This is a genomic window from Streptomyces sp. NPDC053079, assembly GCF_044546695.1.
GTDB lineage: Bacteria > Actinomycetota > Actinomycetes > Streptomycetales > Streptomycetaceae > Streptomyces.
In genome coordinates this window covers 312,063-325,838 of the sequence record NZ_JBITZJ010000002.1, presented here as the reverse complement: position 1 = coordinate 325,838, position 13,776 = coordinate 312,063, and the positions used below count along the sequence as shown (strand labels likewise).

Genomic DNA, 13,776 nt, shown 5'->3' with positions numbered 1-13,776 from the left:
GATACCCCAATTCCCGGGGGCCCGGGGGCGGCGCCCCCCGGGTTACGGGGAGGGCCGGGTCAGAGGGGAGACACCACTCTGACGGGGGACCTCGGGCGTCACGTCCGTCCCAAAGGGAAAGTCGCGCTCGAGGCGCCAGATACCGTCCTCTCCCTGCTCGTACAGCGCGAAGCCCTCGATCGTCCACGCCGCCTCGTAGTCCGCGAGCTCCTCGAAGGCCCGGTCCATGGCCTCCTCGGCGATGCCGTGCGCCACGGTGACGTGCGGGTGGTACGGGAACTGCAGCTCGCGGGCCACCGGCCCGGAGGCGTCCCGCACCCGCTTCTGCAGCCAGGCACAGGCCGAGGAGCCCTCGACGACGTTGACGAAGACCACGGGCGACAGCGGGCGGAACGTGCCGGTCCCGGACAGGCGCATCCGGAAGGGCCGGCCGGCCGCCGCGACCTCGGCCAGGTGACGTTCGATCGCGGGCAGTGACGAGGCGTCCACCTCGGTGGGCGGCAGCAGGGTGACGTGTGTGGGAATGCCGTGGGCGTGCGGGTCGCCGAAGCCCTCGCGGCGCTTCTGGAGGAAGCTGCCGTACGGCTCCGGGACCGCGATCGAAACGCCGAGCGTTACGGTCCCCACTGCGTTCTCCCTCCTGTGCGCCTGTACGTCCCCGTGGTCAGTGTGACGGCTGCGCCGCACCCACTGCCAGGTCCCCTGGTCCCGCGCTACCGGGACCATGGGCCCGACGTGCGCGGACGCATCCGAACCGTATCCGGATGGCTCAGTGCTTGGCGGGCAGGAAGCCCACCTTGTCGTACGCCTGGGCCAGCGTCTCGGCGGCGACGGCGCGGGCCTTCTCGGCGCCCTTGGCCAGGATCGAGTCCAGCGTCTCCGGGTCGTCGAGGTATTCCTGCGTACGGGAGCGGAAGGGGGTGACCCACTCGACCATGACCTCGGCGAGGTCGGTCTTGAGCGCGCCGTAGCCCTTGCCCTCGTACTTCTGCTCCAGCTCGGCGACGGTGGTGCCGGTGAGCGTGGAGTAGATGGTCAGGAGGTTGCTGACGCCCGGCTTGTGCTCGGCGTCGAAGCGGACGACCGTGTCCGTGTCGGTGACCGCGCTCTTGATCTTCTTCGCCGAGACCTTGGGCTCGTCGAGCAGGTTGATCAGGCCCTTGGGGTTCGCCGCCGACTTGCTCATCTTCGCCGTCGGGTCCTGCAGGTCGTAGATCTTCGCCGTCTCGCGGACGATATGGGCGGAGGGGACGGTGAAGGTGTCGCCGAAGCGGCCGTTGAAGCGCTCGGCGATGTCGCGCGTCAGCTCGACGTGCTGGCGCTGGTCCTCGCCCACCGGGACGGCGTTCGCCTGGTAGAGCAGGATGTCGGCGACCTGGAGGATCGGGTAGGTGAAGAGGCCGACCGTGGTCGCGCCCGCGCCCTGCTTGGCGGACTTGTCCTTGAACTGCGTCATCCGCGACGCCTCGCCGAACCCGGTGAGGCAGTTCATCACCCAGGCGAGCTGCGCGTGCTCGGGCACGTGGCTCTGGACGAAGAGGGTGCAGCGCTCCGGGTCCAGGCCCGCGGCCAGCAGCTGCGCGGCGGCGACACGGGTGTTGGCGCGCAGCTCCTTCGGGTTCTGCGGCACGGTGATCGCGTGCAGGTCGACGACCATGTAGAAGGCGTCGTGGGTCTCCTGCAGGGCCACGTACTGACGGACGGCACCGAGGTAGTTCCCGAGGTGGAACGAGCCTGCGGTGGGCTGGATACCGGAGAGTGCGCGCGGGCGATCAAGGGCCATGCACACATTCTCTCAGGTGCGGAACCGGACTCGGGCCCGTGGTGCGAGTCGGGGTGTAGAAAGGCGTCAGCAGCATGCCCCGACCCGAACGGAGCACACGTTGACCGCCACGGAACGCAGCATTTCCGCCGCCGACGAGCACAGCGCGCACAACTACCATCCGCTTCCGGTCGTGATCGCGACCGGCGAGGGCGCGTGGCTGACCGATGTCGAGGGGCGCCGCTACCTCGACATGCTCGCCGGGTACTCGGCGCTGAACTTCGGCCACGGCAACCGCCGGCTGATCAACGCGGCCAAGCAGCAGCTGGACCGGGTGACTCTGACCTCGCGCGCCTTCCACCACGACCGCTTCGCGGAGTTCTGCGCCGCGCTGACGGAGCTGTGCGGCATGGAGATGGTGCTGCCGATGAACACCGGCGCGGAGGCGGTCGAGACGGCCGTGAAGACCGCCCGCAAGTGGGGCTACCGCGTCAAGGGCGTGCCGGACGGCCGGGCGAAGATCGTGGTGGCCGAGAACAACTTCCACGGCCGGACGACGACGATCATCAGCTTCTCGACCGACCAGGAGGCCCGGGCGGACTTCGGCCCGTACACCCCCGGCTTCGAGATCGTCCCCTACGGCGACCTGGCGGCCCTGGAGGCCGCCGTGGACGACGACACGGTGGCCGTGCTGCTGGAGCCGATCCAGGGCGAGGCGGGCGTCCTCGTCCCCCCGCCGGGCTACCTGGCGGGCGTGCGGCGGCTGACGAGCGAGCGCAATGTCCTCTTCATCGCCGACGAGATCCAGTCCGGTCTGGGCCGCACCGGCAGAACGTTCGCGTGCGAGCACGAGGGCGTGGTCCCGGACATGTACGTGCTGGGCAAGGCCCTGGGCGGCGGGGTCGTGCCGGTGTCGGCGGTGGTCTCCTCACGCGACGTCCTGGGCGTGTACCGCCCCGGCGAGCACGGCTCCACCTTCGGCGGCAACCCCCTGGCGTGTGCGGTGGCACTGGAGGTCATCGCGATCCTCCGTTCGGGCGAATACCAGGAACGGGCCACGGAGCTGGGTGAGCACCTCCACCACGAGCTGGGCCTGATGACCGGTGCCGGCGCGGTCACGGCGGTCCGCGGCCGGGGCCTGTGGGCGGGCGTCGACATCGCCCCCGAGCACGGCACGGGCCGCGAGATCTCGGAGCGGCTGATGGAGCGCGGGGTGCTGGTCAAGGACACCCACGGCTCGACCATCCGGATCGCCCCGCCGCTGGTGATCGGCAAGGAGGACCTGGACTGGGGGCTGGACCAGCTGCGGGCGGTGCTGAGCGGCTGATCCGCGGCCCGGACGGGCGCTGCCCCGGCCCGTGCGCACGGGCCGGGGCAGCGCCGGGCGGCGGGGACTACGACCAGCGCTTCGCGGCGGTCCGCTCGCTGTTCTCGCACGCGGTGAGCTGGCGCTGGAGCGCGTCCGCCTGCGCGTTGGCGCGGCGGGCCGCCTCGGGCTCGCCCAGGTGCTTGAGCTTCTGGGCCTTGCTGCGCAGGGTGGAGATGTCGTGGCGCATCTCGGCCGGCTTGCAGGTCTTCGCGGGGGCCGCGGTGGCCGTCTGCGCGGGAAGGGCGGCGAACAGGGCCCCTCCGGCCAGCGCCGCGGTCAGGGCGATGGCGGAAATGCGTCGACGCATGGTGTCTCTCCAAGTCCCGGGCCGTAGCGGCCCGTCGAGCGCGGAGCGTAACGGAGGATCAGATTCCAGGGGACCGGGGCAAGTGGGGGCAGATCACGTGATAACCAGCCATCAACTTGCCGTGTTCTGCATCACTTTCAGCCATCGCGGCCGAAAAACGACGATGTTCGGCGGCGGGCCGGAGTTCAGCAACTACAGGCTGTGGCCGAGAACCTGACGCATGCACATACGCGTGTGCCGCGCCCCGAGGGGCGCGGCACACGCGTATGTCGACTTTCCTGCGGCTGCGCCTAGAGGGCGGAACCTCCCGTGCGGCGGCGGCGCACGGCGAGCACCGTGCCGGCGCCCAGCGCCACGGCCGCGCCGCCCGCGAGGGCGATCTGCGGGAGCGGGGAGGAGTTGCCGGTCTGGGCGAGGGTGACCGTCGAGGCGCTCTGACCCTGGCTGCCCTGACCCGCGCCGGACGCGGCGGTGGCGGTGGTGGCCTGCGACGCGCCGGCCTTGGTCTTGGCCTTGGCCTCGTCCGCGGCCTTGGTGGGACGGGACGAAGGGGCCGAGGAGGACTGGCCGTTGGCGGTGGAACCGCCCGTCTGGCCGGCCTTCTTGTCGTCCTTCTTGCTGTCGGAAGCGCCGTCCTTCTTGTCGCCGCCGGACGCGGCGGCGGCCTTGGCGTCCGCGAGGGCCTTCTCGGCGGCGGTCTTGGCGGCGAGGGTCTTCTTGAGGTCGGTCTGCAGCCCGTCGTGGTGGCGGCTCGCAGCGATCAGCTCCTCGGTCAACGCCTCGAACGCCGCCTTTGCCTTCGCGTCGGCGGCGGACTTGGCGGCGGCGGCCGAGGTGACGGCGGACCGGGCCTCGGCGACGGTCTTATGCGCGGCCGCCTTCTCCGCCTCGGTGGCGGTGGCGGGCAGGGCCGCGAGCGCCGCCTCGGCACCGGTCAGTGTCTTGTCTGCGGCGGCCTTGGCGGCCTCCGCGGCCTTGGCCTCCTCGTCGGCGGCGCGGACCTTCGCACGGCCGGGGAAGCCGTCCTCCCTGAACTTCTTGTAGGAGGCGCGCTCGGCGGCGTAGGCCTCGTCGTACGCCTTCTTCGCCTCGGCGACGGCCTTCTCGAGCTGCGCGACAGTGGGCTTGCTCTGCGCCTGGGACACCGGCGCGGTCTCCGCGAACGCGGGAGCGGCGGTCAGCAGGGCGGCGGGGACCGTCGCGGCGGCCACGGCGGCCGCGACCAGAGCATGGCGGATCTTCACAGGAGACCTCTCGGGTCCGAAAGAATTCAGGAGCAGCGCGTGTGATGGTCGCTCACAGAGCGCTACTCCGGTCATCGTATATTCGGCATAAAGTCCGGAAAGCGATGGGTTGGCGCCCTAGAGGATCACATGGGGGACGAAGCGCGCGTACTCGTCCGTGACCAGTCCCGCCGACTCACGGATGCCGAGGCCCGCGGCCTCGCCCTCGACCACCCAGGCGCCCAGGACCACGTGGTTGCCGTCGAAGTCGGGCAGCGGGGCGAGCTCTTGGTAGCAGCAGGGCTCGTCCCGGACGACGGGGTCCGCGCCCGGCGGGTGGAGGGTGACCCCCGCGCCCTCGCGGCCCAGCAGGGGCTTGGCCACATAGCCGGCGCCGCCCGCGTCGGCCAGTTCGCGCGGGCCGTCCAGGTACGACGGCAGCAGGTTCGGGTGGCCCGGGTAGAGCTCCCACAGGATCGCCAGGAGCGCCTTGTTGGACAGCAGCATCTTCCACGCGGGCTCGATCCACAGCGTGGACCCCGTGCCGCCGCCGTTGTCGAGGGTCTCCAGGGCGCGCGGCCCGAAGTCGTCGTCGGCCAGCCACTCCCACGGGTAGAGCTTGAAGCAGGCCCGTATGAAGCGCAGTTTCTTGTCGACGAAACGGCCCGCGAGCCGGTCCCAGCCGATGTCCTCCATGGAGATGACGTCCGTGGCGAGCCCGGCCTGTTCGGCTGTCTCGCGCAGGTAGGCGACCGTCATCAGGTCCTCGCCCAGCTCGTCGCCGATGGAGTGCGCGAAGTGCACGGGCGCCCCGGGCGGCAGCAGGTGCGCCTGGCGCTTCCAGGCGTCGACCAGCCGCTCGTGCAGCGAGTTCCACTGATCGGCGTGCGGTACGTCCGCGAAGCGCTCCTCCATCCAGAACCACTGCGGACCGGCCGCCTCCACGAGGGAGGTGGGCGTGTCGGCGTTGTACTCCAGCATCTTCGCCGGGCCACCGCGCCCGTCGTAGCGCAGGTCGAAGCGCCCGTAGAGGGAGGGCAGTTCGGCGCGCCGCTGCCAGGACTCGGCGATCAGGGCCGCGAGGTGCGGGTCGGTGATGCCGAGGTCGGCGAAGCGGTCCTTCTCGACGATGTGCGCGGCCGCGGCCAGGCACATCTCGTGCAGCTCCTCGACGACCTCTTCGAGCACCTCGATCTCGGGAAGGGTGAAGGAGTAGTACGCGCTCTCGTCCCAGTACGGACGCAACGAGCCGTCCGGGTGGCGGGAGAGCGGGTAGATGAGGCCCTGCTCCTCGACGGTGGCCTGCCAGTCCGGGCGCGGGGTGGTGCGGTGGCGCTGCATGGGCGCGGTCAGCCGCCGCTCGAGCCGGAGTGGCTCTTGGAGGACGAGCAGCCGAAGCCGCCGCGGTCGACGGCCTTGGCCTTGTCGAAGGTGCCGGCGTTGGCGTGGGTGCCCTTGCCGGAGCTGTAGTACCAAGTGCCGGAAGAACCGCCGCTGCCGGTGGTGCTGCTGCCGTTGCCGCCCTTCTTGCAGGCCTTGTTGTCGAGGACCTTGTAGCCTTTGCCGGCCTCGTAGCTGTTGCGGTCGACGCAGCGCTTGTCGGGCTCCGAGCCGCAGGACGTCAGGGCGGTGGCGAGAACACCCATTCCGCCCAATATGACCGTGCTGGACCGCAAACGCCGTCGCGTTTTCTTTTCCATTTCTGACGCCCCCGTTGCGTTCGAAAGTTCATACACCCTAAACCGGGGGCTTCAAGATCAAGACCAGAGGGGGACGCCCGGCCGGCATATGTCAGGACACCGTCCCTCGCCCGTCCCGCAACCGCTCGGCGAACGCCCGCGCGGCAGCCAGATCCCCGGCGTTCGGCCGCTGCTTGTTGATACCGCCGACGGGCTTGAAGGGCGCCCAGGTGTCGAACGCCCGGCACGAGAAGCGCCCGTCCACCTCGAAGCCCTTGCCTTCGAGGAGCCGGACCAGCGGGCGGGTGAAAGGCGCCAGCGGTATCTCGGGGAGCCCACTGGTGGCGAACACGAACGCCCGGCCCCGCCCGGCGGGAAGTGCCTTGACGAAATCGGTCAGGTGGGGGTGGAGCCTGTGGTTGAAGACGCCCGAGCCGAATCCCACGAGCTCGGCGTCGGCCAGCTCCGCCGGGTCGACCTGCTCGGGGGAGACGACCTTCGCACCCAGCACCTGGGCCATGCTGTCGGCGACACGACGCGTATTGCCATGCGACACGGAGACGCACACGATGACGGCCTTCATCCTCATGATCCCTTCTCTCGCTTCCGCACAGAGGACACCGCAGCGGCGTCAGGCGTGACACCTTTCGATCGAATGTGATGGCGGCCACGCCATGGGTCCCGAACGGAATCAGCCGGGCAGTAGCTCGCGGGTGCGAGCGAGCAGGTCGTAGGGGCCCGTGGGGCTAGGGGAGTTCTCCGCTGAGCGTGGCGTGCATCCTGGCGCTCTGCTGGTTCAGGCCGGTGATCTCGACGGTTTTGCCGCGCTGTTCGTACGTGGCCGTGACGGCGTCGAGGGCCGCGACGGTGGACGCGTCCCAGATGTGGGCCGAGGCGAGGTCGATGACGACCTTGTCCGGGTCGCCGGCGTAGTCGAAGCGGTCGACGAGCTCGTTGCTCGACGCGAAGAACAGCTGGCCCTTCACGGAGTAGACGACGGTGCTGCCGTCCGGGTCCGTGACGGCGGTGACGTCGGTGAGATGGGCGACGCGCTTGGCGAAGACGGCCATGGCGGTGAGGGTGCCGGCGATGACGCCGATCGCGAGGTTGTGCGTGGCGACCACGCAGGCGACGGTGACCAGCATGACGGCGGTCTCCCCGGCGGGCATGCGGCGCAGGGTACTGGGGGCGATGGAGTGCCAGTCGAAGGTCGCGACCGACACCATGATCATGACGGCGACGAGCGCGGCCATCGGGATGTCGGAGACGAGGGGCCCGAAGGCGATGCACAGCACCATCAGGAAGGCGCCGGCGAGGAACGTCGACAGCCGGGTGCGGGCGCCCGAGACCCGCACGTTGATCATCGTCTGGCCGATCATCGCGCAGCCGCCCATGCCGCCGAGGAAGCCGGTGACGATGTTGGCGATGCCCTGGCCGACCGACTCGCGGGTCTTGCTGGAGCGGGTGCCGGTGATGTCGTCGACCAGCTTGGCGGTCATCAGCGACTCCATCAGGCCGACCAGCGCCATCGCCAGCGCGTAGGGCGCGATGGTGGTAAACGTGTCGAGCGTGAAGGGGACGTCGGGCAGGCCCGGGGCCGGGAGCGAGGACGGCAGCTCGCCCTTGTCGCCCACGGTCGGTACGGCGATCCCGGCGGCCAGGGTGATGGCGGTGAGGATGGCGATGGAGACCAGCGGCGCCGGGACCGTCCTGGTCAGCCTGGGCAGCAGCACCATGAGCGCCAGCGCGCCCGCGGTGAGCGGATAGACGGGCCACGGGACGTCGCGCAGCTCCGGCACCTGGGCCATGAAGACCAGGAGGGCCAGGGCGTTGACGAAGCCGACCATGACGCCGCGCGGCAGGAACCGCATCAGCTTGGCGATGCCGAGCGCGCCCATCGCTATCTGGAGGACGCCGGCGAGGATGACGCAGGCGATCAGGTATCCCAGGCCGTGTTCGCGGTTGAGCGGGCCGATGACCAGGGCGACCGCCCCGGTCGCGGCGGAGATCATCGCGGGCCGGCCGCCCACGAGCGCGATGGTCACGGCCATGGTGAACGAGGCGAACAGGCCGATCGCCGGGTCGACCCCGGCGATGATCGAGAAGGAGATCGCCTCGGGTATCAGCGCCAGCGCGACCACCAGGCCGCCGAGCACCTCGGTGCGCAGCACCTTCGGGGACAGCCAGGACGGACGGATTCCGCGCAGCCGGGCGGCCGGGGACAAGGTGGGCGAGGGCAAGGAGGGGCAACCTGTGTGTGCGAAGGGACGGGAGTGGTGCGGTGGCTCTCTGCCCGCCCGGACCACGGCCTACCGATTTTACCGGGGGCGCCGGAAAGGGGGCGGGAACGATGTCCCTGCCCCCCTTGCCTCCGGCCCCTGGGGGCCCGTCCGGCCCTCGTGATCAGACCGAGTAGGCACCCGGTGCGAGGCGGGTGGTCACGCCGATGCGGTTCCAGGCGTTGATCGTGATGATCATGGCGAGGAGCTGGGCCAGCTCCTGCTCGGGGAAGTGGCGGGCGGCGCGCTCGTAGACCTCGTCCGGCACGAAGCCGTCGGTGAGGACCGTGACGGCCTCGGTGAGGGCGAGGGCGGCCCGCTCCTTCTCGGTGTAGTAGCCGGTGGCCTCCTCCCAGGCGCTGAGGAGGTAGATGCGCTCCTCGGTCTCGCCCGCCTTGCGGGCGTCCTTGGCGTGCATGTCGAGGCAGAAGGCGCAGTGGTTGAGCTGGGAGGCGCGGAGCTTGACCAGCTCGATCAGGACCGGGTCGAGGCCCTGGCGGGACGCCTTCTCCAGGGCGAACATCGCCTTGGAGACCTCGGGGGCGAGCTTGTGGAAGTGCATGCGGGGACCGTGCTGATGCGTGGCTTCGGTTGTCATGAGGTCGACACTACGGTCGGGATAGCCCAGCAGTATGGTCCATTTTCATGGAAAGAACGTGGGCCACTTCGGACCCGTACGGGGACGGGGACGGGAACGGGGACGCGGCCGCGGCCGCTGCGGCGCCGGTGAGCGAGGAGGCCGGCACCGCGACGGCCGCGGACATGGCGGCGGCGGTCGGCGCCGACCTGCACCTGGACCTCGCGGGGCAGGGCGGGCGCGGGGTCCGGGCCGCCCTCACACGGGCCCTGCGCGAGGCCGTGCGGTCCGGGCGGCTGGCGCCGGGCGTCCGGCTGCCCTCGTCGCGGTCCCTGGCCGTGGACCTCGGACTGGCCCGCAACACCGTCGCCGAGGCCTACGGCGAGCTCGTCGCCGAAGGCTGGCTCACCGCCCGGCAGGGCTCGGGCACACGCGTGGCACAGCGCGGCGCGCCCGCACCCCGACGGGCGGGAGAGAGGCGCAGCACGCCGCCGCGCGTGCCGGCCCGCCCCCTGCACGACCTGCGCTGCGGCGCCGCCGACGTCTCGGTCTTCCCGCGCGCCGCCTGGCTCTCGGCGGCCCGCCGCGCCATGGCCGTCGCCCCGCACGAGGCCTTCGGCTACGGCGACGGGCGGGGGCGCCCGGAGCTGCGCGCGGCCCTCGCCGACTACCTCGCCCGGGCGCGCGGCGTGCGGGCCGACCCCGAACGGATCGTGGTGGTCGCGGGGTTCACCCAGGGGCTCGCCCTGCTGGGCCAGGTGCTGCGGCGGCGCGGAGTGCGCGCGATGGGTGTCGAGTCGTACGGGCTCTGGGTGCACCAGGGGATCGTGGAGCGCTCGGGCCTGCGGCCGGTGCCCTTGGCGCTGGACGCGTACGGCGCGGTGATCGGCGAGCTGGAGGGGACGGGCGAGGGGGAGGGAGGCGGCCAGGTGGGCGCCGCTCTTCTCACTCCCGCCCATCAGTTCCCCACGGGCGTTCCCCTGCACCCCGACCGCCGTGCCGCGGTCGTCGACTGGGCGTCGCGCACCGGAGGGCTGATCGTGGAGGACGACTACGACGGTGAGTTCCGCTACGACCGGCAGCCCGTGGGCGCGCTCCAGAACCTGGCCCCCGAGCACGTCGTCTACTGCGGCACGGCCGGCAAGGCCCTGGCCCCCGGGGTGCGCCTGGCCTGGCTCGTCCTTCCGGAACACCTGCTCGGCGACGTGCTGGAGCTCAAGCGCACGGGAGAGTGGGGCCTGAGCGCCCTCGACCAGCTCACCCTCGCCGAGTTCATCGAAAACGGGGCGTACGACCGGCACGTGCGCGCCATGCGCCTGCGCTACCGGCGCCGCCGCGACCAGCTCGTCGACGCCCTCGCCGAACACGCCCCGCACGTCCGCGTCACCGGCATCGCCGCCGGGCTGCACGCCGTCCTCGAACTCCCCCCGGGCACCGAGCGCTCCACCGTCCAGGCCGCGGCCTGGCGGGGCCTGGCCCTGGAGGGCCTCAGCCGCTTCCGCCACCCGGCGGCACCGCCGTCCCTGGCCGCCCCCGCCCGCGACGGCCTGACCGTCGCCTACGGCACCCCGCCGGAACACGCCTTCCCCGGCGCCCTGGAGGCGCTGCTGAGCGTGCTGCCGCCGGCGGAGTGAGGCCGGTGGCATGACGGGCCTCCTCGGCGCTCCCCCGCGCGGCGGAGGAGGTTGGGCCGCGGGCACGACGCGCCGTGGTGCCCGCCGCGGCCAGGCTGGCCGTATGCGGATGACGGCGATGACGACGATGACGACGATGAGGGCGATGAAGGCGACCTGGCCCGCGTGGGCGGGCCGGGCGGCACTGGTGTGGTCGGCCGGCTATGCGGCGGGGGCGGTGGTCGCCGCGCTGTGCCCGGGCTTCGCGTTCGGCTACGCGGCCGGCGGCAAGTGGCGTGGCACCGCCGCGGAGTGGACCCTGGCGGCCGCGTACGCGCTCGCGGCGCTGCTCGCGTACGCCATGCTGCGGCGGCCCGCGTCGAGATGGCCCCCGGCGGCAGCCTGGGGCGTGGCCCTGCTGGCCCTCATGTCGGGGTTCGGATTCCTCTTCAGCCCCGCGCACCTCCTCGACCTGGTCTCCCGCAACCAGCCGCCCATGGACTGGGCCGGCTGGGCCAATTCGGGCGCGGCGACGCTCGGCGCCGCGCTGTGGGCCTGCGCCGCCCTCGCCCACCGGCGGCACCGGCGCGGCGCCTGCGGCCACTGCGGCGGACGCGGCCGGCGCGCCGTGGTGGAGCGGCGCACCCGAGCCGGATATCTGGCGGTGGCGGCCCTCGTCCCGTACACGGCCCTCAAGACGGCGTGGGCGCTGGGCGCGCACGTGGGCTACCACGGCCACAAGCAGCGGCCCGGCATGGACGAGTACTACGCCGGCGACGCGCTGATCTGGCTCTACGACCACGGCGTCGACACCACCGCCGTGCTGGCGCTCATCGGCATGCTGCTCGCCCTCGCCCTGACCCTGCCGTGGGGGCGGCGGCTGCCCCGATGGCCGCTGCTGGGCCTCGGCTGGACGGGCGCGGGCGCCCTGGCGCCCTTCGGCGTCTACCTCCTCGTCTACGGCTCGCTGGTGTGGGCCGGAGTCGTGGACGGCATGGGGTCCATCGACGGCTGGGTCGTGGCCGTCGCCTACGGCGGCTTCTCCCTCTACGGCCTGGCCCTGGGCCTGGCCACCCGCGCCCACCAGCAGTCCACCCGCAGGAGCTGCGCCCACTGCACGGACGTCCTCAGCAGCACTGCCACGTGAACATCGCGCGGTCGAAACGGAGTTCGGCCAGGTCCTGCGGGCGTATGAGCCAGTAGAGGGCGCCGGTGTCGCCCCACATCATGTCGGCGGCGTGGTCGGTGTCGATCTGGGCGAGCAGCGTCCAGCCCCTCGCCTCCTCGGCGACGCGAGGGTCGTGCCAGTCGGTGTCCCTGCCCAGGAGGCCGTGGGCGATCTCGTACTCGACGGGGTTCTGCACCGGGTTGGGGTGGCCGCCGATGAGGTGGTCCGCCTCGCGGTCGAGGTCCCACAGCTTGTCGAGGAACTCCCCGGCCTCCTCGGGGTGGCCGCCGCCGTCCTTCACCGCACCGCCGGACGACAGGGCCGTCATGACGTCCGGGTGCCAGGAGTCGGGCGCGGTCCACTCCACGCGGGCGGTGAGCGGCACCTCGGGGTACGCCTCGAACTCGACGTCCTCGTCGTCGACCGCGGGCAGGGCGCGCTCGGCGACCGGGACCCCGGCGGGGATGTGGATGACGCGGGCCCCCGCCTGGGACCCGGGATCGCCCACCTCCACCAGGGCGTCACCGTCGTCGATCTGACCGTCGAAGTAGAAGAAGGCCAGCGTGCCCCCGTCCGGCAGCGCTATGTCCAGGTCCCCGGCCGGCAGCGCGGCACAGTCCACGGAAGCGACGAACGACAGCGGCCCGTGCCCCTCCCACACCGGCCACTCCACATCCGCCGGCAGCGCGGGCAGCCCGCCGAGGCGGCCGACCACCACGTCCTCCGGACCCGGCTCCGTCACCGCCACCAGGCGGACGCCCGGCCGCAGCAGGCCGATCCACCGCTCGGCGACGTCGGCGGCGAGGTGCTGGCGAGCGAGGTCGTGCAGGGGCGATGCGGACGCGTTCTGTGTCATGCCGACGATGATGCCGGGTGCCACTGACAATCGGTCACAGTCGATCGGTCACAGCCGATCGGTCACAGCCGCCCCGCCCGCGCACGGGCGGCCAGGTACTGCTCGAACGTGCCCGTGCCCACGGCCCGGTCCGGAGCGAGGTTGGCGCCCGCCCGCAGGCTCCGGAGGATCTTGCCCGGCAGCCGTACCGGCACCACGCGCCGGCGCAGCCCCGCCGCACGCAACGTAGCGCCCGCGAGGTCGCACGCGTCCCGCACCTCGGGCCCCGCCATGTCGGGCACGCGCCCCGCCGGCGCCCCCTGGCTGAGGCCCACGAGGCGACCGGCGACCTCCGCGACCTCAACGGGCTGAAAACGCAACCCACTCGGCATCAGCACCAGCGGCAGCCGACGCTGGACGGTGGTCAGGGTCGCCACCAGGTCGTGGAACTGCGTGGTGCGCAGGATGGTCCAGGGCAGCCCCGATTCCCGGATGATCCGCTCCGCCTCCAGCTTCGACCGGTAGTACGGGAGCGGCACCTCGTCGATACCGACGATGGAGATGTAGACGAGGTGCGGGCCGCCGGACCGCCGCGCCGCCTCGACCAGCCGCCGGGTCGTCGCCACGTCATTACGGGCATTGGTCGCGCAGTGCACCACCGCCCGCACACCCGCCAGGGCGGCATCGAGGCCCCTGCCGTCGGCGAGGTCGCAGACCGCCCACTCGCACGGCCGGTCGTCGTCCGTCCGCCGCGCCCGGCGGCTCATCACACGTACCGGCACGTCCTCGTCGAGGAGCTGTGCCACGACGGCGCGGCCGAGGGTGCCGGTGCCGCCGGTCACCAGGATCGGGCTGTCCATTGCTGTCGTACCTCCGGGTCTGGTTCCGCTGTCACGGAGAACGACGAGACGGGGCCTGCCGGATGTGACATGGGACGTCGGCCGTTCCCGCTGGCCCTTCCCCG

At 72.0% G+C, this 13,776-nt stretch carries 14 protein-coding genes; 3 read left to right on the top strand and 11 right to left on the bottom strand.

The annotated features are described in order from the left end of the window. Positions 1–42: 42 nt before the first annotated feature. Together ACIGXW_RS08675 and trpS are read right to left on the bottom strand one after the other, a co-directional pair. Positions 43–627 (bottom strand): 2'-5' RNA ligase family protein, encoded by a 585-nt coding sequence (locus tag ACIGXW_RS08675; RefSeq protein WP_071962166.1) that lies wholly within the window; start codon positions 625–627, stop codon positions 43–45. Between the two features lie 142 nt (positions 628–769). Next, a complete protein-coding gene (gene trpS / locus ACIGXW_RS08670; RefSeq protein WP_399571366.1) occupies positions 770–1,783 on the bottom strand; it encodes a tryptophan--tRNA ligase in 1,014 nt (337 codons plus the stop codon). A gap of 100 nt (positions 1,784–1,883) precedes the next feature. On the opposite strand from trpS, the gene rocD reads away from it, so the two are divergent. Then, on the top strand, positions 1,884–3,089 hold the full coding sequence (rocD, locus tag ACIGXW_RS08665; protein WP_399571364.1) for an ornithine--oxo-acid transaminase: 1,206 nt from the start codon (positions 1,884–1,886) through the stop codon (positions 3,087–3,089). A gap of 67 nt (positions 3,090–3,156) precedes the next feature. Here rocD and ACIGXW_RS08660 read toward each other — a convergent pair whose 3' ends face one another. The 7 genes from ACIGXW_RS08660 to ACIGXW_RS08630 all read right to left on the bottom strand — a co-directional run bounded on the left by ACIGXW_RS08660 (position 3,157) and on the right by ACIGXW_RS08630 (position 9,217). Further along, positions 3,157–3,438, bottom strand: a complete 282-nt coding sequence (locus ACIGXW_RS08660) for a hypothetical protein (protein ID WP_399571361.1) — start codon at positions 3,436–3,438, stop codon at positions 3,157–3,159. Between the two features lie 290 nt (positions 3,439–3,728). Next, complete coding sequence (locus ACIGXW_RS08655) at positions 3,729–4,682, bottom strand: LPXTG cell wall anchor domain-containing protein (RefSeq protein ID WP_399571359.1); 954 nt, start codon at positions 4,680–4,682, stop codon at positions 3,729–3,731. Between the two features lie 117 nt (positions 4,683–4,799). After that, entirely contained in the window at positions 4,800–6,002 is a 1,203-nt protein-coding gene (locus tag ACIGXW_RS08650) for a glutathionylspermidine synthase family protein (RefSeq protein WP_399571356.1), read from the bottom strand. Between the two features lie 8 nt (positions 6,003–6,010). Beyond that, positions 6,011–6,307 (bottom strand): hypothetical protein, encoded by a 297-nt coding sequence (locus ACIGXW_RS08645; RefSeq protein ID WP_399571354.1) that lies wholly within the window; start codon positions 6,305–6,307, stop codon positions 6,011–6,013. A 145-nt stretch (positions 6,308–6,452) separates the two neighbouring features. Further along, positions 6,453–6,929: a flavodoxin family protein gene (locus tag ACIGXW_RS08640; protein WP_399571352.1), complete on the bottom strand. Its 477-nt coding sequence runs from the start codon at positions 6,927–6,929 to the stop codon at positions 6,453–6,455. 157 nt (positions 6,930–7,086) lie between these two features. Next, complete coding sequence (locus tag ACIGXW_RS08635) at positions 7,087–8,580, bottom strand: SulP family inorganic anion transporter (protein WP_399571350.1); 1,494 nt, start codon at positions 8,578–8,580, stop codon at positions 7,087–7,089. 163 nt (positions 8,581–8,743) lie between these two features. Further along, the gene (locus tag ACIGXW_RS08630) at positions 8,744–9,217 is read right to left on the bottom strand and encodes a carboxymuconolactone decarboxylase family protein (RefSeq protein WP_399571347.1); all 474 of its coding nucleotides are present in this window, start codon (positions 9,215–9,217) and stop codon (positions 8,744–8,746) included. Positions 9,218–9,381: 164 nt separating this feature from the next. Between ACIGXW_RS08630 and ACIGXW_RS08625 the strand changes: the two genes are divergently transcribed. Continuing rightward, positions 9,382–10,830 carry a PLP-dependent aminotransferase family protein gene (locus ACIGXW_RS08625; RefSeq protein ID WP_399572473.1) on the top strand — a complete coding sequence of 483 codons (1,449 nt, stop codon included), beginning with the start codon at positions 9,382–9,384 and terminating at the stop codon, positions 10,828–10,830. 118 nt (positions 10,831–10,948) lie between these two features. Beyond that, a complete protein-coding gene (locus ACIGXW_RS08620) occupies positions 10,949–11,956 on the top strand; it encodes a hypothetical protein (protein ID WP_399571345.1) in 1,008 nt (335 codons plus the stop codon). On the opposite strand, the gene ACIGXW_RS08615 is transcribed toward ACIGXW_RS08620, so the two are convergent. Next, the gene (locus ACIGXW_RS08615) at positions 11,937–12,833 is read right to left on the bottom strand and encodes a YwqG family protein (RefSeq protein ID WP_399571342.1); all 897 of its coding nucleotides are present in this window, start codon (positions 12,831–12,833) and stop codon (positions 11,937–11,939) included. The two genes, ACIGXW_RS08620 and ACIGXW_RS08615, sit on opposite strands and share 20 nt — an antisense overlap. A gap of 62 nt (positions 12,834–12,895) precedes the next feature. Next, positions 12,896–13,672, bottom strand: coding sequence for an SDR family oxidoreductase (locus tag ACIGXW_RS08610; RefSeq protein WP_399571339.1), 777 nt, complete (start codon positions 13,670–13,672; stop codon positions 12,896–12,898). Between the last annotated feature and the right edge of the window lie 104 nt (positions 13,673–13,776).